This window comes from Streptomyces sp. NPDC001443 (genome assembly GCF_053597355.1).
In genome coordinates, this window is the sequence record NZ_JBSFIA010000010.1 from 22,175 (window position 1) to 43,704 (window position 21,530).

17 protein-coding genes and 1 pseudogene are annotated in these 21,530 nt (G+C 73.7%); 11 read left to right on the forward strand and 7 right to left on the reverse strand.

Annotation, left to right across the window (positions count from 1 at the left end; genetic code table 11):
* Positions 1 to 95: 95 nt before the first annotated feature.
* Positions 96 to 1,535 (reverse strand): NADP-dependent phosphogluconate dehydrogenase, encoded by a 1,440-nt coding sequence (gndA, locus tag ACWC24_RS13550; RefSeq protein WP_450662967.1) that lies wholly within the window; start codon positions 1,533 to 1,535, stop codon positions 96 to 98.
* Positions 1,536 to 1,834: 299 nt separating this feature from the next.
* On the opposite strand from gndA, the gene ACWC24_RS13555 reads away from it, so the two are divergent.
* The gene (locus tag ACWC24_RS13555) at positions 1,835 to 3,097 is read left to right on the forward strand and encodes a transglycosylase family protein (protein ID WP_450662968.1); all 1,263 of its coding nucleotides are present in this window, start codon (positions 1,835 to 1,837) and stop codon (positions 3,095 to 3,097) included.
* Between the two features lie 30 nt (positions 3,098 to 3,127).
* Here ACWC24_RS13555 and ACWC24_RS13560 read toward each other — a convergent pair whose 3' ends face one another.
* Positions 3,128 to 4,384: a DMT family transporter gene (locus ACWC24_RS13560; protein ID WP_450662969.1), complete on the reverse strand. Its 1,257-nt coding sequence runs from the start codon at positions 4,382 to 4,384 to the stop codon at positions 3,128 to 3,130.
* A gap of 221 nt (positions 4,385 to 4,605) precedes the next feature.
* On the opposite strand from ACWC24_RS13560, the gene ACWC24_RS13565 reads away from it, so the two are divergent.
* The 5 genes from ACWC24_RS13565 (at position 4,606) to ACWC24_RS13585 (ending at position 11,194) form a co-directional block, all read left to right on the forward strand.
* Positions 4,606 to 5,394, forward strand: a complete 789-nt coding sequence (locus ACWC24_RS13565) for a (2Fe-2S)-binding protein (RefSeq protein ID WP_450663107.1) — start codon at positions 4,606 to 4,608, stop codon at positions 5,392 to 5,394.
* A gap of 39 nt (positions 5,395 to 5,433) precedes the next feature.
* On the forward strand, positions 5,434 to 6,594 hold the full coding sequence (gene glgA / locus ACWC24_RS13570; protein ID WP_450662970.1) for a glycogen synthase: 1,161 nt from the start codon (positions 5,434 to 5,436) through the stop codon (positions 6,592 to 6,594).
* A gap of 173 nt (positions 6,595 to 6,767) precedes the next feature.
* Entirely contained in the window at positions 6,768 to 7,988 is a 1,221-nt protein-coding gene (gene glgC, locus ACWC24_RS13575) for a glucose-1-phosphate adenylyltransferase (RefSeq protein WP_450662971.1), read from the forward strand.
* A gap of 267 nt (positions 7,989 to 8,255) precedes the next feature.
* Positions 8,256 to 9,596 carry a wax ester/triacylglycerol synthase family O-acyltransferase gene (locus ACWC24_RS13580; RefSeq protein WP_450662972.1) on the forward strand — a complete coding sequence of 447 codons (1,341 nt, stop codon included), beginning with the start codon at positions 8,256 to 8,258 and terminating at the stop codon, positions 9,594 to 9,596.
* A gap of 104 nt (positions 9,597 to 9,700) precedes the next feature.
* Positions 9,701 to 11,194 carry an SDR family NAD(P)-dependent oxidoreductase gene (locus ACWC24_RS13585; protein ID WP_450662973.1) on the forward strand — a complete coding sequence of 498 codons (1,494 nt, stop codon included), beginning with the start codon at positions 9,701 to 9,703 and terminating at the stop codon, positions 11,192 to 11,194.
* Here the strand turns inward: ACWC24_RS13585 and ACWC24_RS13590 are convergent.
* Together ACWC24_RS13590 and ACWC24_RS13595 are read right to left on the reverse strand one after the other, a co-directional pair.
* Positions 11,173 to 11,982 (reverse strand): SDR family oxidoreductase, encoded by an 810-nt coding sequence (locus ACWC24_RS13590; protein ID WP_450662974.1) that lies wholly within the window; start codon positions 11,980 to 11,982, stop codon positions 11,173 to 11,175. The two genes, ACWC24_RS13585 and ACWC24_RS13590, sit on opposite strands and share 22 nt — an antisense overlap.
* A gap of 71 nt (positions 11,983 to 12,053) precedes the next feature.
* Positions 12,054 to 12,503 carry a hypothetical protein gene (locus ACWC24_RS13595; RefSeq protein WP_450662975.1) on the reverse strand — a complete coding sequence of 150 codons (450 nt, stop codon included), beginning with the start codon at positions 12,501 to 12,503 and terminating at the stop codon, positions 12,054 to 12,056.
* Between the two features lie 461 nt (positions 12,504 to 12,964).
* On the opposite strand from ACWC24_RS13595, the gene ACWC24_RS13600 reads away from it, so the two are divergent.
* A complete protein-coding gene (locus ACWC24_RS13600) occupies positions 12,965 to 13,138 on the forward strand; it encodes a hypothetical protein (protein ID WP_450662976.1) in 174 nt (57 codons plus the stop codon).
* An 89-nt stretch (positions 13,139 to 13,227) separates the two neighbouring features.
* Here ACWC24_RS13600 and ACWC24_RS13605 read toward each other — a convergent pair whose 3' ends face one another.
* Together ACWC24_RS13605 and ACWC24_RS13610 are read right to left on the reverse strand one after the other, a co-directional pair.
* Positions 13,228 to 14,574, reverse strand: coding sequence for an amidase (locus tag ACWC24_RS13605; protein ID WP_450662977.1), 1,347 nt, complete (start codon positions 14,572 to 14,574; stop codon positions 13,228 to 13,230).
* A gap of 159 nt (positions 14,575 to 14,733) precedes the next feature.
* A complete protein-coding gene (locus tag ACWC24_RS13610) occupies positions 14,734 to 15,405 on the reverse strand; it encodes a FadR/GntR family transcriptional regulator (RefSeq protein ID WP_450663108.1) in 672 nt (223 codons plus the stop codon).
* Between the two features lie 287 nt (positions 15,406 to 15,692).
* Between ACWC24_RS13610 and ACWC24_RS13615 the strand changes: the two genes are divergently transcribed.
* The 4 genes and pseudogenes from ACWC24_RS13615 to ACWC24_RS13630 form a co-directional block, all read left to right on the forward strand.
* Complete coding sequence (locus ACWC24_RS13615) at positions 15,693 to 17,093, forward strand: enolase C-terminal domain-like protein (RefSeq protein ID WP_450662978.1); 1,401 nt, start codon at positions 15,693 to 15,695, stop codon at positions 17,091 to 17,093.
* Positions 17,090 to 17,848: an SDR family NAD(P)-dependent oxidoreductase gene (locus ACWC24_RS13620; RefSeq protein ID WP_450662979.1), complete on the forward strand. Its 759-nt coding sequence runs from the start codon at positions 17,090 to 17,092 to the stop codon at positions 17,846 to 17,848. The genes ACWC24_RS13615 and ACWC24_RS13620 overlap by 4 nt, the downstream gene beginning before the upstream one ends.
* 20 nt (positions 17,849 to 17,868) lie before the next feature.
* Positions 17,869 to 18,855 (forward strand): aldo/keto reductase, encoded by a 987-nt coding sequence (locus ACWC24_RS13625; protein ID WP_450663109.1) that lies wholly within the window; start codon positions 17,869 to 17,871, stop codon positions 18,853 to 18,855.
* Between the two features lie 34 nt (positions 18,856 to 18,889).
* Positions 18,890 to 19,726 (forward strand): annotated as a pseudogene (locus ACWC24_RS13630) (amidohydrolase family protein); the annotation flags it as partial.
* A 376-nt stretch (positions 19,727 to 20,102) separates the two neighbouring features.
* Here the strand turns inward: ACWC24_RS13630 and ACWC24_RS13635 are convergent.
* Positions 20,103 to 21,527, reverse strand: a complete 1,425-nt coding sequence (locus tag ACWC24_RS13635) for a lipase maturation factor family protein (RefSeq protein ID WP_450662980.1) — start codon at positions 21,525 to 21,527, stop codon at positions 20,103 to 20,105.
* Positions 21,528 to 21,530: the final 3 nt, after the last annotated feature.

Genomic DNA, 21,530 nt, shown 5'->3' on the forward strand with positions numbered 1-21,530 from the left:
GGACACGCCGACGGCGGGCGACCGGTGTGGTCGCCCGCCGTGGTCGTCGCCCGCCCGTCCGGCGGGCAGCGGTCGTACGGTCCGCCGTTACGTGGTCACGCCTCGACCTCGGACCGGTCGCCGCCCCACAGCGTGTGGAACGAGCCCTCCCGGTCCACCCGCCGGTAGGTGTGAGCGCCGAAGAAGTCGCGCTGCCCCTGCGTGAGCGCGGCCGGCAGCCGCTCGGCGCGCAGGCCGTCGTAGTAGGCGAGCGCGGCGGCGAAACCGGGGGTCGCCACGCCCTGGCGGGTGGCAGCGATCAGCACCTCGCGCCAGTCGTCCTGTGCGGCGGCGATCTCCTGCGCGAACGTCTCGTCGGACAGCAGGCTCGGCAGGTCGGGGCGGGCGTCGTAGGCGGCCCGGATGCGGTCCAGGAAGGCCGCGCGGATGATGCAGCCGCCGCGCCACAGGGCGGAGACCGCGCCGAGGTCGACGTTCCAGTCGTACTCGTCGCTGCCCGCGGTGATCTCGTGGAATCCCTGGGTGTACGACACGATCTTCGAGGCGTACAGCGCCTGCTCGACCCGGTCGGCGAACGCGGCCGCCTCCGCCTCGCTCAGCGGCGACGGCTTCGGGCCGGCCAGGCCGCGCGAGGCCTCCCGCAGCGCCGCGTGCCCGGAGAGCGAGCGGGCGAAGACCGCTTCCGCGATGCCGGACACCGGGACGCCGAGGTCGAGGGCGATCTGGACCGTCCAGCGGCCGGTGCCCTTCTGCTCGGCCTGGTCCACCACGACGTCGACGAACGGCTTGCCGGTCGCCTCGTCCACATGCGACAGCACCTCGGCGGTGATCTCGATCAGGTACGAGTCGAGCCGGCCGGTGTTCCAGGTGCGGAAGATCTCCGCGATCTGCGTGGGGGAGTACCCGGCCACGTCCCGCAGGAGCTGGTAAGCCTCGCCGATGAGCTGCATGTCGGCGTACTCGATGCCGTTGTGCACCATCTTCACGAAGTGGCCGGCGCCGTCCGGGCCGATGTGCGAGACGCAGGGCGAGCCGTCCTTCGCCTTCGCCGAGATCTTCTCCAGCATCGGGCCCAGCGAGTCGTACGACTCCTTCGGGCCGCCGGGCATGATGCTCGGGCCGAGCAGCGCGCCCTCCTCGCCGCCCGAGACGCCCATGCCGACGAAGTGGATGCCCTGTTCGCGCAGGGCGCGCTCACGGCGCCGGGTGTCCGCGAAGTGCGCGTTGCCGCCGTCGATGATCATGTCGCCGGGCTCGAGGAGCGGGGCGAACTCCTCGATCACCGCGTCCGTCGGCTCACCGGCCTTCACCATGATGACCAGCCGACGCGGCCGCTCCAGCGCCGCCACGAAGTCCTTCGCGGTCTCGGCCGCGACGAACTCACCCTCGTGCCCGAACTCCTCGACCAGGGCGTGCGTGCGCGCCGAGGTCCGGTTGTGGACCGCGACCGCGTACCCGTTGCGCGCGAAGTTGCGGGCGAGGTTGCGGCCCATGACCGCGAGACCCGTGACGCCGATCTGGGCTGTAGTGCTCATACGGTTGGCTCCTAAGCATCCTGATATCGGTCGTGCCGGTCGTGTCCGTCAGTATTGCCGCTGTTGCGCTCAGTATCGCCGCATCGACCATCCTGACGTTACGGTTCGCCGACCGCACGTCCGGGCTGTTCCATGTCGCGTACGCAGATACGCGCCGGAGCCCCCTCCTGCCTCAGCCGTTCGGGAAGTCGGTCGGATTCCTCGCCACTTGTGCGCCAGGGCGGCTGATTGCCGTCTTGTCATGGCCTGTTCGGGGCGCTTACTTTTGCCCCTCCTGACGCGCGTCGAGGGGGCTCTCCATGGCCGTACGCGGCCGGCACCGCCGGTACCAGCCGAACAGGATCAACCGCGCCTCGCTCACGGTCACGGCGGGCGGCGCCGGCATCGCGATCCCGCTCATCGGCGCGGGCAGCGCCCAGGCCGCCGACGTGGACACCTGGAGCAAGGTCGCGGCCTGCGAGTCCAGCGGCAACTGGGGCATCAACACCGGCAACGGCTACTACGGCGGGCTCCAGTTCACCCGGTCCACCTGGGAGGCGTACGGCGGTACGGCGTACGCGCGACGAGCCGATCTGGCCACCCGGGACCAGCAGATCGCGGTCGCGGAGCGGGTGCTGAAGGGGCAGGGCCCCGGCGCCTGGCCGGTGTGCTCCGTCCGGGCGGGGCTGGCCCGGGGCGGGGACACGCCCGACATCCACCCGGCCGGCACCACCTCCGGCAGGACCGCGGCACGCTCCGCGCAGGACGCCAAGAACTCCGCGGGGTCCGCGTCGGCCGCCGCCCGGGACTCCGCGCACACCGCCGCGCGTACCTCCGCACCGGATGTGCAGCCGCAGACCACGCCCCAGTCACGGGCCGGTACGGCCGAGATGTACACGGTGGTGCGCGGGGACACGCTCTCCGGGATCGCCGAGGAACAGCAGGTGAGGGGCGGCTGGCAGCGGCTGTACAGCGCCAACCGCGCCACCGTCGGCGCGGACCCCGACCTGATCCTGCCGGGCCAGCGGCTGAGCCTGCGCGCCGCCGCCGACGCCAAGTCCAGGGCCAAGCCCGGAACCAAGGCCGTCGGCAAGCCGGCCGCCCCGGCGCACACCCCCGCGCGCAAGGCCCCGCACAAGTCCACGTCCCACGCCGGCAAGGCGACCACGTCCGGTGCCCACGACCTCGTCGCCCCGGTCCACGCGGCGCTGGGCACGGCGTACCACGCGGAGGGCTCGCACTGGTCGAAGGGCTACCACACCGGTGTGGACTTCCCCGTGCCCACAGGTACGGCCGTCAAGGCGGTCGCGCCGGGGCGGGTGGTCGACGCCGGGTGGGGCGGATCCTTCGGCTATCAGGTGGTGATCCGCCACGCCGACGGCCGCTACACCCAGTACGCGCACCTGTCGGCGATCTCCGTGAAGGCCGGGCAGTCGGTGGGCGGCGGCCAGCGCATCGGACGGTCGGGCGCCACGGGGAACACCACGGGCCCGCATCTGCACTTCGAGGTGCGGACGGGGCCCGGGTTCGGTACGGACGTCGACCCGCTGGCGTACCTGCGGGCCGGTGGCGTCAGGATCTGACGGCGGAGACGGCGTCGTCCGACGGTGGCGTCAGGATCTGACACGGGTGTGATGCCGTTCCACCACCGGCATCACCACGAACGGGCCGCCGTAGAAGGAGCTGTAGTAGCGCGGCTCGTCGTCGTTCGGATCCCTGCTGCTCGTGTCCCGGGCCGGGGCCGGATCCGCGGCGAGGTCCGCGGTGAGGGCCTGGGCCTGGGCCAGGTCCGGGACACCGTTCGGTGCGCCGACCGGCTCGTCCCGGGGCGGGACGAGACCGGGCGTCGGGGAGAGCACCGGAGCGGCTTCCTCCGGCACGGAGGCGAAGGCAGGTCCGGGCGCTGTCTGCCCGGCGACCGTCCGCCCGGGGACCGCTTGTCCGGGGACCGCCTGTCCGGGGATCGGGAGTCGCGAGGTCTCGCGGAGTTCCGCCGGTACTGGTGTCTGCGGCATCTCCGGCGTCTCCGTCGCCTCCGGCGAGTGCGCGAGGCGCTCGGTGGTCAGCAGGATCAGGCCACCCGCCGCCACCACGGCGCAGCTCAGCGCGAGCACGGTGCCGGTGGTGCCATGGCGGAAGGTTTCGCCGAACATCGTGATGCCCACCGCGGCCGCGACCACCGGGTTGACGACCGTCAGCGTCGCCAGCGGGGCCGCGAGGCCCGCGCCCCGGTAGGAGGCCTGCGACAGCATCATGCCGGCCGTCGCCAGGACCGCGATGACGGCCAGCGACGGCAGGTCGTCCGTCACCACGCCCCCCGACCAGTCGACCGCCACCGTCTTGGTGAACACCGAGGACATGCCGAACGCGATGCCGGACGCGGTGGCGAGCAGCACGCTGCGTACCGCCGGGTGTCGGTGCGCCGCCCGCGCGGCCGTCATCAGTGCCACCACCGCGCCGCCGGTGGCCACGGCGGCGCCGATCCGCTGGGCCGTGCCGAGCGACTGCGCGTCGGCTGCGCCGACCAGCGCGAGCAGGCCGGCCAGTCCCACCGTCGCCATGATCGCGCCGCGCCAGGCCGTGGCGCCGGCCCGGCGGCCGACGAACAGGGCCGCCATCGGCAGCGCGAACACGATCGTCAGCGCGCCCAGCGGCTGGACCAGGCTCAGCGGACCGCAGGCGAGCGCCACCACGTGCAGGACGCCGCCGAGGCCGTTCAGCGCCACGGCCGCCCACCAGCTCGCCCGGCGCAGCGGCGCGAACTTTTCGTCGGGGGAGGAGACCGCGACCTGCTCCTGCACGATCGCACCGCCCGCGTACGCCACCGCGGAGACCAGCGACAGCAGCACGGACAACGCGAGGGCACTCATGAGGGGCTCCTCTGCGTGAGGCGGGCGCGCGGGGCGCGGCGCGGCGAACGGTCGGCCTTCATGACCAACACCCTGCCCGGTCGATCCCTTCCCGTCGTCGTCCCTGAGCAGGCAATGGGTCCTACTGCCGATGGAGTACGGAAGGAGGACGCTCCTCCCCAGGGTGGGTGACACGGAGGGGAACCGGCTGATCACGGCTCCTACCGGACTTGGTACTACTGCTGGTCGTGGACCACGACCCAGATCTCGACCCCGGCCTCGACGCGCTCCGCCCGCTCGGCGGCTTCTTCGTCCTGCGCACCCTCCCGTCACCGTCCGGAACGCCAACCGGAACGCCCGCCGGGCCGCCGCCCGCGCTGCGCGAGCTCTACGACAGCCCGGCCGGCCCGGCACCGGACGGGCACGGCGACCCGCTGGCCCTCCGGGTCCGGAAGGTCACCCGGAGTCTGCGGACCGCCGAGGCGCGCGTCGGGGCCTCCGTGGCGCACCAGGCGCTCGCGGCCCGGCTGTGGTCGGCCGCGCTCGGGTGCGCCGCGCTGTACGGGCGGATCCCCGACCTCGACCCGCGCCTGCTGCGCTGGGACGCCGACGCCGGGGCCCCCGACGACCTGTGGCTGTCCGAGGTACGCCCGCTGCCGGCGGACCCCGCGACCGTCGCCGACGCCGTGCTCGAGGGCCACCTCCGGCCGCTGACGGCGCTCGTGCGCACCCGCTACCGGGTCGCCGAGGGCCTGCTGTGGGGCAACGCCGGATCCGCGCTCGCCGGGGCGGCCCGGGAGCTGGACCGCTGGGCGCGGGTGAACGCGCGTACGGACGTCGCGGCCGGCGCCCGCTCCCTGGTCGCCGCACTCCTGCGCCACCCCCTCCTCACGGGTACCGGCACCCTCACCGGCACCGCGTTCCGGCGCCGCAGCTGCTGCCTGTACTACCGCGTGCCGGGCGGGGGCGTCTGTGGCGACTGCTGCTTCGCGCGGCCACCGCGGTCTTCCGCGCGGGACACATCTGGGTGACCATGAGAGGGAACCAGCCACCGAGACAGGGGGATCCGGGTGCGAGTGGGACTGCTGACCCGGGAGTATCCCCCGGACGTGTACGGCGGCGCGGGCGTCCATGTCGAGTTCCTGGCCAGGGAGTTGCGCCCCCTCGTGGACCTCGACGTCCACTGCTGGGGCGAGGGCCGCACGGACGGCGTCACCCGGCACCGCTCCTGGTCCGCGCTCGACGGCGCCAACGACGCCCTGCGCACCTTCTCCACCGACCTGTCGATCGCCGCGGCCGTCGAGGGGCGCGAACTCGTCCACTCGCACACCTGGTACGCCAATCTCGCCGGCCACTTCGCCAAGCTGCTGTACGGCGTCCCGCACGTGCTGACGGCCCACTCGCTGGAGCCGCTGCGCCCCTGGAAGGCCGAACAGCTCGGCGGCGGCTACGAGTTGTCGAGCTGGGCCGAGCGCACCGCCGTGGAGGGGGCCGACGCGGTGATCGCGGTGTCCGGCGCCATGCGCGAGGACGTCCTCGCCTGCTACCCGGCGCTGGACCCGAAGCGCGTGCACGTGGTGCACAACGGCATCGACACCGCCCTCTACCGGCCCGATCACGGAACCGACGCGCTGGTCCGTGCCGGGATCGACCCGAGCCGTCCGTACGTGCTGTTCGTCGGCCGGATCACCCGTCAGAAGGGCGTGCCCCATCTGCTGCGCGCCGTACGGGACATCGACCCGGCGGCGCAGGTGGTGCTGTGCGCGGGCGCGCCCGACACCCCGGAGATCGACCGGGAGTTCCGCGACCTCTTCGAGGAGCTGAGCCGGGCCCGCGACGGCGTGCACTGGATCCCGCGGATGCTGCCGCGTCCCGAGGTGATCCAACTCCTCACGCAGGCCGCCGTGTTCGTCTGCCCCTCGGTGTACGAGCCGCTCGGCATCGTCAACTTGGAGGCGATGGCCTGCGGTACGCCGGTGGTGGCCTCGCGGGTCGGCGGCATCCCGGAGGTGGTGGCGGACGGGACGACGGGCGTACTCGTGCCCGTGGACCCCGCCGACGAGGTCTTCGAGGCGGGCCTGGCGCGGGCGCTGGACTCCGTCCTCGGCGACCCGGCGACGGCCCGCCGGATGGGCGAGGCGGGACGGGAGCGCGCGGTGGGCGAGTTCGGCTGGGACGCGGTGGCCCGGCGCACGGTCCGGCTGTACGAGGAGATCCTCAAGGAGGCCTGAGCGCACCGCACCGTCGGAGAACCACGCGTCGGACCGCGTCGGACCCCGCCCCTCTCCGCGCTCTGTCGGGCCCCACCGACGGCGCAAGGGCGGACCGATGCGGACATCCCCGGACAGGATTGGCGCGAGCGTCGCGGGGCAGATCTGTGTCAACCAGGGTGAGGGGAGCGGCCATGCGTCGTGGAGGACCTTCGGTGCTCGGGATCGTGCTGGCGGGCGGTGAGGGCAAGCGCCTGATGCCGCTGACCGCGGACCGGGCGAAACCCGCGGTCACCTTCGGCGGCACCTACCGCCTCGTCGACTTCGTCCTGTCCAACCTGGTCAACGCCGACATCCTGCGCATCTGCGTCCTGACGCAGTACAAGTCGCACTCGCTGGACCGGCACATCACCACGACCTGGCGGATGTCCAGCCTGCTGGGCAACTACGTCACGCCCGTCCCGGCGCAGCAGCGGCTCGGCCCGCGCTGGTACCTGGGCAGCGCCGACGCGATCCTCCAGTCGCTGAACCTGGTCTACGACGAACAGCCGGAGTACGTCGCGGTGTTCGGCGCCGACCACGTCTACCGCATGGATCCGCGGCAGATGCTCGCCCAGCACATCGACAGCGGGGCCGGGGTGACGGTGGCGGGCATCCGGGTACCGCGCGCGGAGTCCGCGGCGTTCGGCGTGATCACCCCGGGCTCGGACGGCCAGAGCGTCCAGCGCTTCCTGGAGAAGCCCGCCGACCCGCCGGGCCTGCCCGACGACCCGGAGTCCGTGTTCGCCTCGATGGGCAACTACCTCTTCACCACCAAGACGCTGATCGAGGCGCTCCAGCGGGACGCCGAGGACGAGAGCTCGCTGCACGACATGGGCGGCTCGATCCTGCCCCAGCTCACCAGCCGGGGCGAGGCGCAGCTGTACGACTTCAGCGCCAACCACGTGCCCGGCGAGACCAGGAGCGACCAGGGCTACTGGCGGGACGTCGGCACCCTCGACGCCTACTACGACGCCCACATGGACCTGATCGCCGAGCGCCCGGCGTTCAACCTCTACAACCGGAGCTGGCCGATCTACACTCACTCCAACCAGTTGTCCCCGGCCCGTTTCAACGCCGGGGGCATCGCGGGCGAGTCGATCATCAGCGCCGGCTGTCTGATCCGTGGTCAGGTGACGCGGTCCGTGCTGTCGCCGGGCGTGGTGGTCGACCCGGGGGCGGTCGTCCAGGGGTCGATCCTGCACGACAACGTCCACGTCGGCCGGGGCGCGGTGGTGCGCGGGGCCGTCCTGGACAAGAACGTCGAGGTCCCGCCGGGCGCGACGATCGGCGTGAACCCGGAGCGGGACGCGGAGCTGTACACGGTCTCGAAGAACGGGGTGATCGCGCTGGGCAAGGGGCAGCAGGTTCCTTAGGGCCTGCCCCGCCCACGCGCACGCTCCGCCCCGCTCCGCTCCGCCCCGCTCCAAAAAATCAAACACGGTGTCGATCGCCGGAGTGCGGCCCGTTCGCGCCGCCTCCGGCGACACCCCGGAACGCCTGTGACCAGCGGGGTTGATGGGGCGCCGTGACCGGGACTTAATCCGCTGTTTACTGAGCGTAGCCTGATCACGCTTGACCGTAATCGCCCATGGCGCTTGACTGCTTGCTCAACCATCCCCTTGTCGACGCGAGGCAAGCCATTGACTTCCGACCTGCTCGCCCCTCTCGACCTGGCGTTCTGGAACATCGAGTCCGCCGAGCATCCGATGCACCTCGGCGCGCTCGGCGTCTTCTCGGCCCGCTCGCCCACCGCGGGCGCGCACGCGGCCGATCTGCTCGCCGCCCGCGCGGCCGCCGTACCGGGGCTGCGGATGCGGATCCGGGACGTGTGGCAGCCGCTCGACCTGCGCCTGCCGCTGGCCTTCGGCGGTGCGGCCCGGGAGGCCGACCCGGAGTTCGATCCCCTCCACCATGTCCTGCTGCACGCCCCGACGCCCGACTTCCACGCGGAGGCGGGCCGGCTGATGGAGCGTCCGCTGGAGCGCGGCCGTCCGCCCTGGGAGGCGCATGTGCTGCCGGGCGCGGACGGCGACCGCTTCGCCGTGCTCTTCAAGTTCCACCACGCCCTCGCCGACGGTCTGCGCGCGCTGACCCTCGCCGCCGCCGTGCTGGACCCCCTCGACCTGCCCGCGCCCCGGCCGCGCCCGGCGCAGCCGCCCGCGCGCGGCCTGCTGCCCGACGTGCGCAGGCTGCCGGGGCTGCTGCGCGGCGCGCTGTCCGACGCGGGCCGGGCCCTGGACATCGGCGCCTCCGTGGCCGTGTCCACCCTCGGCGGGCGAACCGTTCCGGCGCTGACCGCCGAACCCACCGGCACCCGGCGCATCGCCGGAGTGGTGATCGACCTCGACGACGTGCACCGGGTGCGCAAGACGGTGGGCGGCACCGTCAACGACGTACTGATCGCGGTCGTCGCCGGGGCGCTGCGCCGCTGGCTCGACGAACGCGGCGACGGCAGCGCCGGTGTCGCGCCCCGCGCGCTCATCCCCGTCTCGCGGCGCCGCCCGCGTACCGCGCAGCCGCAGGGCAACCGGCTCTCGGGCTACTTGATACGGCTTCCCGTCGACGATCCGGACCCGCTCGGCCGGCTCGGCGCTGTCCGCGCCCAGATGGACCGCAACAAGGACGCGGGCCCGCACCGCGGCGCGGGCGCGGTCGCCCTGCTCGCCGACCACGTGCCCGCGCTCGGCCACCGGCTCGGCGGGCCGCTGGTGAGCCAGGCGGCCCGGCTCTGGTTCGACATCCTGGTCACCAGCGTGCCGCTGCCCAGCCTCGGCCTGAAGCTCGGCGGCAATCCGGTCACCGAGGTCTACCCGCTGGCCCCGCTCGCCCGCGGCCAGTCCCTGGCGGTCGCCGTCTCGACCTACCGCGGCCGGATCCACTACGGGCTCGTCGCCGACGCCAAGGCCGTACCGGACCTGGACCGCTTCGCCCGCGCCCTGGCGGAGGAGGTGGAGACGCTCATCACGGCCTGCGGCCCTTGACCGCTGGGCGGTTTTGTCCCGGGGTCGGGCGCTCCGTAGAATTCCCCGTTCGAAAGCGAGCGCGGTCGGAGCGCCGCGACGGGACCCCAGGGAACGGCAGCGCGATGACGGTGACAGAGCACGGCACGACGACCACGGACGACGTGGTGTACGGGCCCGGTATCGACCCGGAGCGACTGGCCGTCTGCCTCGGCGTGCTCGAGGAGCTCGACGAACTGGACGTCGACCACCCCGACGCGATCACCGTGCGCCGGGCCACCGCGGCCATCTACCGCACGGTCAAGCAGCGCCGCCGTCAGGAGCGCCGGGCCGCCAAGACCGCGCACGACCGGGCGGTCACCGAGGCCACCGCGACCGGCTCCGCCCAGCGCATCGACGACGAGACCGAGGGCATCCTGCCGTCGTCGGTGACCGAGGAGGGGCAGATCGCGGGGATACTCCAGCGACCGCGCTCCTGCTACACCTGCAAGTCCCGCTACGTCGAGGTCGACTACTTCTACCACCAGCTCTGCCCGGCGTGCGCCGCCGAGAACCGCGCCCGCCGCGACGCCCGCACCGACCTCACCGGCAAGCGCGCGCTGCTCACCGGCGGCCGCGCCAAGATCGGCATGTACATCGCGCTGCGGCTGCTGCGTGACGGTGCCCACACCACCATCACCACGCGCTTCCCGAACGACGCCGTCCGCCGGTTCAAGGCCATGGACGACTCGGCGGACTGGATCCACCGTCTGGAGGTCGTCGGCATCGACCTGCGCGACCCGGCCCAGGCCGTGGAGCTCGCCGACCGGATCGCCGCGCAGGGCCCGCTCGACATCCTGATCAACAACGCCACCCAGACCGTACGGCGGCTGCCGTCCGCGTACGCCGCGCTCGTCGAGGGCGAGAGCGCCCCGCTGCCGGCCGGTGAGCTGCCCGCCCGCCAGATCATCGGCGCCTTCAACTCCGGCGCGGTCGACGGACTGACCGCGCTGCCGGTCGGGGTCAGCGGCCTGGACGCGCAGAAGGTGGCCGACCTCGCCCTGGTCGCGGGCAACGCCAGCGTGGTCCGCCACCGCGAGGGCACGGCCATCGACGCCGGCGGTCTGGTCCCCGACGTGGTCGACACCAACACCTGGGTGCAGACCATCGAGCAGATCTCGCCCGTGGAGCTGCTGGAGACCCAGCTCTGCAACTACACGGCGCCGTTCATCCTGATCAGCAAGTTGCGGCCGCAGATGGCCGAGGCCGCGCGCAGGGCGTCCGCGAAGCGCGCGTACGTGGTCAACGTCTCCGCGATGGAAGGGGTGTTCGGCCGTGGCTACAAGGGCGCGGGCCACCCGAACACCAACGCCGCCAAGGCCGCCATGAACATGGTGACGCGGACCAGCGCGCAGGAGATGTTCGACACCGACGGCATCCTGATGACCTCGGTCGACACCGGCTGGATCACCGACGAGCGCCCGCACTACGACAAGCTGCGGCTGGCCGACGAGGGCTTCCACGCCCCCCTCGACCTGGTCGACGGCGCGGCCCGCGTCTACGACCCGATCGTGCGCGGCGAGGCGGGCGAGGACCTGTACGGCGTCTTCATGAAGGACTACGCGCCGGGCAAGTGGTGAGCCCCGCGCAGCCGGTCGTGGACCGCGTACCCCGCTGAGGAGTACGCGGCCCGCACCCGGGTGCCGCCGTCCACCAGCAGGTCGGCACCGGTGATCCAGGCCGCCGCGTCGGACACCAGCCAGGCCACCGCCCGCGCGACGTCCTCCGGCTCCCCGATCCGGCCCGCAGGCAGCCCCGCGGCCACCTCCGCCTCGCCCGGCTCCCACACGAACCGCGCCAGGTCGGTGCGGACGAGGCCGGGGGAGACGGAGTTGACCCGTACCCTGGGCGCCAGCTCGCCCGCGAGCTGGCGGGTGAGGTGCAGCAGGGCCGCCTTGCTGGTCCCGTAGGCGCCGACGTTCGGGCCGACGTGCTCGGCGCCCTCGGTGCAGATGTTGACCACCGCGCCCCCGTGCTCGCGCAGCCACGCGTGCCAGGCGCACTGCACCAGCCTGAGCGGCGCCTCGACGTTCACGGCGAACGCCGCGCGCCAGGCCTCCGGGTCGACGCCCATCAGCGGCCCGTACGGCTGGTTCGTCGCCGCGTTGTTGACCACGACGTCGATCCGCCCGTACGCGCGCAGCACCAGCTCGGTCAGCTCACGCGGATGCCCGGGGTCGGCCACGCTGCCCGCGAGCCCGATGCCGTCCAGCTCCGCGGCGGTCCGCCGCACCGCGTCGGCGTCCCGCCCGGTGACGCACAGCCGCGCCCCGGCGGCGGCGAGCTCCCGGGCGACCGCGCGCCCGATCCCTCGGGTGGCACCGGTGACGACGGCGGCGCGGCCCGCCAGTCCGGAGGACGACGTCATCCGCGTACCGTCTCATGACGACTCGTCAGTTGCCAGTGCGGAGAACGGAGTCGGCCCCGGCCGGTCGGCCCTCAGTCCACCGCCCGCAGGGTCGAGTGCCGCTCGGCCACCAGCTCCAGCACGGTCCGCCAGTCCTCCAGGACCCCGGCGTCGAACCCGGCGCCGCGGCCCTCCTCGGCCGCCTGGCGCAGGCTCGCCAGATCGTCGTCGGCGGAGCCGCCGAGCCAGGGGTGCCGGCGTATCAGTCGGGACACCCGCAGGCCCAGCAGCAGTCGCACGGCGTCGGCGGCGTGCGCGGCCTGCCCGGCCGGGTCGCCGGGCCGCAGCAGTTGGCCGATGGGGTGCACCAGACCGGTCACCTGGAGTTCCTTGTCGGCGGGGCGACTTCGGCGCAGCAGGGCCGCCGTGCGCAGCGCGTGCTCGTGCAGATCGACCGGGGTCCGGGCGGGCCCCCGGGCGTCGTGGACGCCCCGGCAGGCGTACAGCAGGTCCATCAGCTCCTCGACGCTGTGCAGCTCCATGCGTCGGTCCTCCCGCGAGACAGCCGTTGCGGTACATCAGCAGATCATGGCCTGCTTGCCACTGGGCCAACGGCACTTGAACTGCCTGGCCCCTCGACGTCACTTTCCCCGCAGTAGGCCGAACGGGTGATAGCTGAAAGGCGCGGAAGCCGACAAATAGGTTTAAATCAAGGGGTGGTGCGCGAGGGTGACTTGCCAGAGTTACCCCAAGTTTTAACCACCCACTGAGCACTGCCCCGCTCATTTGGTTAATCTGTAGCCGACGGACAGCAGTAAGGGGTCCCACCCGCACCCGAAGTCCGTCATGGGACAAGCCGGTCCACAGCGGCCTGCTCTCACTGCGAGTCAGCCGGCGCCACCGCGTCCGAACCGCTTCCGGCAATGACCCGAGCGGGCGTCGACAAAAGGCCGGAGAACCGGTCGGTACGTCCCGAGGGTGACCGACACATAAGGAGTGCGCGGTGACACCAGAGAAGACGAATCGCGAGGAGCGCCCCAAGGAACGCACGGAGCGCAGGGGCCGCCGGCCGGGGGAGATCGGCAGCCTCGACGTGTGGGCCCGGTCCGCCCCGATCCGCCTGGCGGGCTACGAGGACGATCTCGCCGAGCCCCACATCCTGCCCAGCGTGGACTGACCACTCCCGGGGCAGGACCGTCGCGATCGCCGTACGCATGGGCGTGTGAATCGCACGCCCATGCGGATCAGCGAACCGGGGGAGACTCCTTACCGGTCCAGCGGCGCCGTCCGCCGCCAGGGACGCAGCTCCTCCAACTGCTCCGCCAGACGCAGCAGTCGTCCCTCCGACCCGGGTGGCCCCACCAGTTGTACGGCGGTGGGGGCGCCCGAGGGCAGCGTGCCGAGCGGCACCGCCATCGCCGGCCAGCCGGTCAGGTTCCACGGCGGGGTCAGCGGCGAGTAGTTCGTGTTCACGAGCACATTGCGCAGCCAGCCGCGCTCGTGCCAGGGCGCCGACCTCGGCGAGCGCCGGGCGAGCGCCGGGGTCAGCAGTATGTCGTGCTCGGCGAAGAACGGCTCGAGCCGCCGCCGCAGCCGCTCGCGGCCCTCACCGGTGCGCACCCCGTCCAGGAACCGCTGCCCGACCGTGGCGTGCACCCGGGTGCGCCGGGCCAGCAGCCGCCGGTCCAGCCCCCGGGCGTCGACCGCCGAGCCCGCCGTCCAGTGCGCGAGCGAGGTGACACCGAGCGAGAGCGGGTACGGCGGCTCGGCCCGGCGTATCTCGTGACCCGCGCCGGCCAGCAGCCGGGCGGCCTCCCGCACCGCGGTCGCGTACGGCGCGCTGATCGTGACCCCGGCCAGCGGGCTGCGCATCGACAGGGCGATCCGAAGCCGGCCCGGCTCCTCCTCGCGCGTGATCTCCGTGTCCGCCAGCACCGAGAACATCAGCCGGGCGTCCTCGACCGTGGTGGCCAGCGGACCGTTCTCGGACATGCCGAACCAGTCGCCGTCACCGATCCCCGCGGGCACCACCCCGTGGCCCGGCTTGATGGTGACCAGGCCGCAGTTGGCCGCCGGGATCCGCAACGAGCCCATGCCGTCGTTGCCGAGGGCGATCGGCACCATCCCGGCGGCGACCGCGGCCGCGCTGCCGCCCGACGAACCGCCGGCCGTGCGCGAGGGGTCCCACGGATTGCGGGCCGTGCCGTGGACGCCCTCCGTGGTGCCGAAGATGCACAGTTCCGGCACGTTCGTCAGGCCCACGACCACCGCGCCCGCCGCCCGCAGCCGGGCCACGGTGACATGGTCCTCGGCGGCGGGCGTGTCCGGGGTGGCGGCCGAGCCGATCCGGGTGGACTCGCCGCGCACCGCGAGGTTGTCCTTGACGGCCACCGGCACGCCCGCGAGGGGCAGCTCGGCCAGATCGGCCCGGCCGGCCACCTCGTCGGCCTCGGCCAGCGCCGCCTCGGTCCGTACGGTGCGGAAGGCGCCGACGCCGGTGTCGAGGCGCTCGATCCGGGCGAGATGCTCGGCCACCACCTCGCGGGGCACGGCCCGCTTCTCGCGTACGGCGGCGGCGATCTCTGTGGCGGTCCGGCCGACCCAGCTGGTCACGGGCGCTCCTTGGTGCGGAGTGGTGCTACTTGCGAGTACTGGAGGTGCTGAGCGGGAGTTCCGAGGGCGAACTTCGAGTGCCGAGGGAGAACTCTGGGAGAACAATGCACCTGCGTGGGCCCCGCGTCGAGAGGTGGTGATCGAGTTCCCGTCCGGGGCTCAGCTCCCGACCTGTCCGCGCAGCCACTCCTCGACCTCACCCACGTGCGCGGCCGCCGCCGCGCGGGCCGCGTCGGGGTCCCGGGCGGCCAGCGCGCGGTGGATCGCCGCGTGTTCGCGACGGGTGCGCGCGAAGGCTCCCTCCTCCTGGCAGCCGCGCCGGACCCGGGCCCGAAACGTGCGCGAGGACAGGCCCTCCAGGATCGCGGCCATGGTGTCGTTGCCCGCGGCCGCCGCGATCTCGCGGTGGAAGGCCAGGTCGTGGGCGAGGATCTCCTCCGGGTCGTCCGTGGCGTTCATGGCGGTCAGATGCCGCTCGACCTCGGCGAGCCGGTCCGGGGTGATCCGCGCGGCGGCCAGCGCGGCCGCGGTGGACTCCAGCACCCGGCGCACCTCCAACAGCTCCAGCAGCCGCGGACCGCGGGACAGACCGGCGACGACACCGAAGGTCTCCAGCAGGTCGCCGGCCTCCAGCCGGGTGACGTAGATGCCGGAGCCGTGCCGGGCCTCCAGCACGCCCATGACCGTGAGCGCGCGGATCGCCTCCCGCATCGAGCTGCGCGAGATGCCCAGTTCGGCGGCGAGGTCGCGTTCCGTCGGCAGCCGCTGGCCCGGCTCCAGCAGACCCTGGACGATCATCGCCTTGATCCGCTCGATGGCGCGCTGGGTCACCGTGCCCCGGGACCGGCCGGCCCCGGCCCCCGCCTCCTGCGCGCCGGCCCGCTCCCCGGTCCCCTCCCCGGACTCGTCCACGTCGCTCCTCCTGCCGTACGCGCCGCGCTCCGACCACGGAGGTGGTCCGACCACTGTGGCTCGAAATCGGGGACATCCGCCACCGAAGGGGGTCGTTTTCCCGAAGTGGTCCGATAATTATGCGGGCAGCCGCTCGACCGCACACCACGAGGAGCCGAACCGCGTCCCTCGCGTTCCCCGTCCCGCAGCCGACCGAAAGGCCCGCCGTGCCCCCTGCGTCGTCCCCGGTGCCCCCGCAGTCGTCGTCGTCCCCGGCGTCGCCCCCCGCGTCCCCGTCCCGCGCCCGCGTCGTCGCGGTCGACACCTACGACATCCGCTTCCCCACCTCGCGCGAGCTCGACGGTTCCGACGCGATGAACCCGGACCCCGACTACTCGGCGGCGTACGTCGTCCTGCGCACCGACGCGGCCGACGGGGACGAGGGCCACGGCTTCACCTTCACCATCGGGCGGGGCAACGAGGTGCAGGTCGCCGCGATCGAGGCGCTGCGCGCCCATGTGGTCGGACGGGACGTGGCCGACCTGTGCGCCGACCCCGGCACGCTCGGCCGCGACCTGACCGGCGACAGCCAACTGCGCTGGCTCGGGCCCGAGAAGGGCGTGATGCACATGGCGATCGGGGCCGTCGTCAACGCCGCCTGGGACCTCGCCGCCAAACGCGCGGGCAAGCCGCTGTGGCGGCTCCTCGCCGACGCGGACCCGGCCTGGCTCGTGGACCAGGTCGACTTCCGCTACCTCTCGGACGCGCTGACCCCCGCGGAGGCCCTGGACCTGCTGCGCCGGGGCAGGCGGGGCGCGGACGAGCGCCGCTCCCGCCTGCTGGAGCGTGGCTTCCCCGCCTACACCACCTCCCCGGGCTGGCTCGACTACGACGACGACAAGCTCGCCCGGCTCGCCGCGCGGGCCGTCGCCGACGGGTTCCGGCAGATCAAGCTGAAGGTCGGCGCGGACCTGGCGGACGACGTACGCCGCTGCCGGGTCGCCCGCCGGGCGGTGGGCCCCGGCATCAGGATGGCGATCGACGCCAACCAGCGCTGGGACGTCGGCGAGGCGATCGTCTGGACGAAGGCGCTGGCCGAGTTCGACCCCTACTGGATCGAGGAGCCCACCAGCCCCGACGACGTCCTCGGCCACGCGGCGATCCGCCGGGCCGTCGCCCCGGTGAAGGTGGCCACCGGCGAGCACGTCCAGAACAGGATCGTCTTCAAGCAGCTCCTCCAGGCCGGCGCCGTCGACATCGTGCAGCTCGACGCGGCCCGGGTCGGCGGGGTCAACGAGAACCTCGCCGTGCTGCTGCTCGCGGCCAAGTTCGGCGTACCGGTGTGCCCGCACGCCGGCGGGGTCGGGCTGTGCGAACTCGTCCAGCACCTGTCGATGTTCGACTTCGTCGCGCTCTCCGGCACCACCGACGACCGGGTCATCGAGTACGTCGACCACCTGCACGAGCACTTCGTCGACCCGGTGGTCGTCCGCGAGGGCCACTACACGGCACCCACCGCGCCGGGGTTCTCGGCCGCCCTGCGGCCCGACTCGATCGAGCGGTACACCTACCCCGGCGGCACCTTCTGGGCCGCCGACCTCGCATCGCGCGAAGGACAGGCCGCATGAACGACTTCGACGGCCTCAAGGCGCTGGTGACCGGCGGCGCCTCCGGCATCGGCCGGGCCACCGCGGAACTGCTCGCCGCCCGGGGCGCCCGGGTCGCCGTCCTCGACCTGGACCCCTCGGCCGTGACCGAGCCGCTGCTCGCCCACCGCGCCGACGTCGGCGACGACGCCTCCGTACGGCAGGCGGTGGCCGCCGCCGTCGCCGGCCTCGGCGGGCTCGACGTCCTGGTGAACAACGCGGGCATCGGCGCCCAGGGCACCGTCGAGGACAACGACGACGCCGAGTGGCACCGGGTGCTGGACGTCAACGTCCTCGGGATGGTCCGCACCGCCCGCGCCGCGCTGCCGTACCTGCGGGACTCGGCCCACGCGGCCGTCGTCCAGACCTGCTCGATCGCCGCCACCGCCGGTCTGCCGCGGCGGGCGCTGTACAGCGCGACCAAGGGCGCCGTGCTCGCCCTCACCCTCGCCATGGCCGCCGACCACCTCCACGAGGGCATCCGCGTCAACTGCGTCAACCCCGGTACGGCCGACACCCCTTGGATCGGGCGGCTGCTGGACGCCGCCGACGACCCGGCCGCCGAACGGGCCGCGCTGGAGGCCCGCCAGCCCAGCGGCCGACTGGTCACCGCGGCCGAGGTCGCGGGCGCCATCGCCTACCTGGCGAGCCCGCTGTCCGGCGCGACCACCGGCACCGCGCTCGCGGTCGACGGCGGGATGCAGGGCCTGCGCCCGCGCCCCGCGGCCGGGCGATGAGCACGCCCCGCGCCGCGGCGGTGCGCACCCTCGGCCGCAGCGGCGTCGAGGTCACCGCGCTGGCCTTCGGCGGCGCAGGGATCGGCAACCTGTTCACCGAGGTCGGCGAGGAACAGGCGCGCGCGGCCGTCACCGCCGCCTGGCGGCACGGCATCCGCTCCTTCGACACCGCACCGCACTACGGCCTCGGGCTGTCCGAGCGCCGGCTCGGCGCCGCCCTGCGCGGCCGTCCGCGGTCGGCGTACACCGTCTCCACCAAGGCGGGCCGCCGCCTGGAGCCGTCGGACGGCACGGGCGACGACCTCGCGGCCGGGTTCGCCGTGCCCGCGACCCACCGGCGCGTGTGGGACTTCAGCGCGGACGGCGTACGGCGCGCCCTGGACGCCAGCCTGGCCCGGCTCGGTCTCGACCGGGTGGACGTCGTCTACCTCCACGACCCCGACGACCACGCCGAACAGGCCTTCCGCGAGGGCTACCCGGCGCTGGCGGAGCTGCGCGCGCAGGGCGTGGTCGGCGCGATCGGCGCGGGCATGAACCAGGCCGAGATGCTCACCCGCTTCGTCCGGGAGACCGACGTCGACGTGGTGCTGTGCGCGGGCCGCTACACCCTGCTCGACCAGAGCGCGCTCACCGGCCTGCTGCCCGCCGCACTCGCCCGCGGCACCTCGGTCGTCGTCGGCGGCGCCTTCAACTCCGGCCTGCTGGCCGACCCGGGACCGGGCGCGACCTACGACTACACCGTGGCATCGCCCGAGTTGCTGGCCCGGGCCCGTCGGCTGAGGTCCGTCGCGGACCGGCACGGAACCACCCTGCGGGCCGCCGCGCTCGCCTTCTGCGCGGCGCACCCGGCCGTCGCGAGCGTCCTCGTCGGCGCCCGCTCGGCGGCCGAAGTCGACGACTGCGCCACCCAGTTCGCGACCCCGGTACCCGCGTCCTTCTGGCGGGAACTGCGGCACACCGGCCTGCTGCCCGCCGAGGCGCCCGTCCCGGGGGAGGAGCCGGCATGAAGCGCGCCCCGCGCACCCGCGTCCGGGAGTCGTCGTGACCGTCGACGCCCACCACCACGTCTGGGACCTGTCCGTCCGGGACCAGGACTGGCTGGACGCCCCCGGACTCGGGCCGCTGCGCCGGGACTTCACGGTCGGCGACCTCGAACCCGAGGCCCGCGCGGCCGGGGTCGACCGCACGGTCCTCGTCCAGACGGTCACCGTGGCCGAGGAGACCCCGGAACTGCTGGCCCTGGCCGCCGGGCACGAGCTGATCGCCGGGGTGGTCGGCTGGACCGACCTGACCCGCCCGGACGTCGCCGACGAACTCGCCCGGCTGCGCGAACTCCCGGGCGGCGACCGCCTCAAGGGCATCCGCCACCAGGTCCAGGGGGAGCCGGACCCACGGTGGCTGCTGCGTGCGGACGTGAGCCGGGGCCTGGCCGCCGTGGCGGCGGCGGGCCTGGTCTACGACCTCGTGGTGCTGCCGCACCAACTCCCCGTCTGCGCGGCGGCCGCCGCCGACCACGAGGGGCTCACCTTCGTCCTCGACCATCTGGGCAAACCGCCCGTCGCCTCGGGCGGACGGGAGCCGTGGGCGAGCGCCGTGCGCGCCCTCGCCGCCCGCCCCAACACGGTCTGCAAGCTGTCGGGCCTGGTCACCGAGGCCGACCGGGAGACCTGGCGGACGACCGATCTGCGCCCCTGGGCGGACACCGTGCTGGACGCCTTCGGGCCGCACCGGCTGATGTACGGCTCGGACTGGCCGGTGTGCACGCTCGCCGCGAGCTACGCCGAGGTGCACGCGAGCGCGCGACGGCTGACCGCGGGGCTCGGCCCGGCCGAGCGCGCGCTGCTCTTCGCGGGCACCGCCACGGCGGTCTACGGTCTCGGACCGGCGCCCGCAGCGGGGACGCCGGCAGCAGGAACGCCCGCGGCCGGGACGCCCGCGGCCGGGACGCCCGCGGCCGGGACGCCCGCAGCGGGGACGCCGGCAGCCGGGACGCCGGCAGCCGGGACGCCCGTGGCCGGGACGCCCGTGGCCGGGACGCCCGCAGCGGGGACGCCGGCAGCCGGGACGCCCGCAGCGGGGACGCCGGCAGCAGGGACGCCCGCGGCCGGGACGCCCGTGGCCGGGACGCCCGCAGCGGGGACGCCGGCAGCCGGGACGCCGGCAGCCGGGACGCCCGTGGCCGGGACGCCCGTGGCCGGGACGCCCGCTTCCGGAAGCCGCTAAGCACCCTGCCGACGGTTCCGGCCGGTGGTGCTCAGGACGACCGCTGGGCCGCTCCCGCGAGCCGGGTCGGTGGCAGGTACTCCCGTACGTACACCCGCTCCCAGCACGCCCCGGTCTCCCGCAGTTCGCGCCAGGTGGTGTAGCGGTAGCGGAAGAGGCGGGCGCGGACGAAGTGCGGCGGCTCGTCCGCCGGGAACGGGGAGCGCCTGAGCAGCTTCAGCGTGTCGCGGTCGTTCTCCAGCAGCCGCTCCACCAGCGCGCCGAACCATGCCCCGGCGTAGCCGGGCGACAGCGCGGCGAACCACATCAGCCAGTCCAGCCGCAGGTGGTACGGCGCGAACTGGCGCGGCCAGTGCCGTGGGTCGCCAGGCTTGCCCCGGAACTCGTACTCCCGCCAGTCCGCGTCCTCGTGCGGCGCGGCGTCGCGCGTGCCCTCGACCACCACCTCGTAGCGGACCCGGCTGACGCTGCCGAACGCGCCGTAGGTGTTCACCAGGTGCAGCGGGTCGAAGGACCGGTTCATGACCTGCCGGTGGGAGATCATGTTCACCACCGGGTGGTGGCTGAGGAACAGCAGCAGCGCGGCGACGGCGAGGACCACCACCTCGTACCAGAGGGGCGCGGCGGACGGCGACGGCGGGGCGCCGGGCAGCCGCAGCGCGGGCACGGCCAGCACGATGGTGATCCAGTTCAGCCAGGCGAAGTTGCCCGACAGCACCAGCCACAGCTGGGTGACGATCATCAGGGCCGCGGCGGCTCCGGCGACGGGCTGCGGGGTGAACAGCAGGAAGGGGACGATCAGCTGGGTGACGTGGTTGGCCGCCACCTCCGCCCGGTGCAGCGGCTTGGGCAGATGGTGGAAGAACCAGCTCAGCGGTCCCGGCATGGGCTGGGTCTCGTGGTGGTGGTAGAGACAGGTCAGCTTCCGCCAGCACGCGTCGCCGCGCATCTTGATCAGACCCGCCCCGAACTCCACCCGGAACAGGATCCAGCGCAGCAGGAACAGCACCACCACCGGCGGGGCCACCTTGTCGTTGCCCAGGAAGACGGCGAGGAAGCCGACCTCCAGCAGCAGGGACTCCCAGCCGAACGAGTACCAGGTCTGGCCGACGTTGACGATCGACAGGTACAGCGCCCACGGCACCAGCCACAGCAGCATCCCTCCCCACAGGGGCAGCAGCGAGTCCGCGCCCGCGAGCAGGGCCGCCGAGACCGCGCAGCCCGTCCAGGCCCAGCCCGCGAAGAAGCGGTCGGAGTAGTGCAGATGGAACACGCTGGGGGCCAGCCGGAACGGCATCCGGGCGACGAAGTGCGGCACCGGCAGCATCCCGCGTTCGCCCAGCAGCGGCCGGAACTGGCGGGCCGCCGCCAGGAACGCCACGAGGTACACGGCGGCCAGTCCCCGCTGGAAGACCAGCCGGGTCAGCCCGTACTCGGATGCGGTGAACCAGTTCACGGC

Bases quoted from the DNA above. Each gene is read 5' to 3' on its own strand.
- gndA (WP_450662967.1), bottom strand. From the start codon at position 1,535: ATGAGCACTACAGCCCAGATCGGCGTCACGGGTCTCGCGGTCATGGGC.
- ACWC24_RS13585 (WP_450662973.1), top strand. From the start codon at position 9,701: ATGACGGTGACAGAGCACGGCACGACGACCACGGACGACGTGGTGTAC.
- ACWC24_RS13590 (WP_450662974.1), bottom strand. From the start codon at position 11,982: ATGACGTCGTCCTCCGGACTGGCGGGCCGCGCCGCCGTCGTCACCGGT.
- ACWC24_RS13620 (WP_450662979.1), top strand. From the start codon at position 17,090: ATGAACGACTTCGACGGCCTCAAGGCGCTGGTGACCGGCGGCGCCTCC.
- ACWC24_RS13595 (WP_450662975.1), bottom strand. From the start codon at position 12,503: ATGGAGCTGCACAGCGTCGAGGAGCTGATGGACCTGCTGTACGCCTGC.
- ACWC24_RS13560 (WP_450662969.1), bottom strand. From the start codon at position 4,384: ATGAGTGCCCTCGCGTTGTCCGTGCTGCTGTCGCTGGTCTCCGCGGTG.
- ACWC24_RS13555 (WP_450662968.1), top strand. From the start codon at position 1,835: ATGGCCGTACGCGGCCGGCACCGCCGGTACCAGCCGAACAGGATCAAC.
- glgC (WP_450662971.1), top strand. From the start codon at position 6,768: ATGCGTCGTGGAGGACCTTCGGTGCTCGGGATCGTGCTGGCGGGCGGT.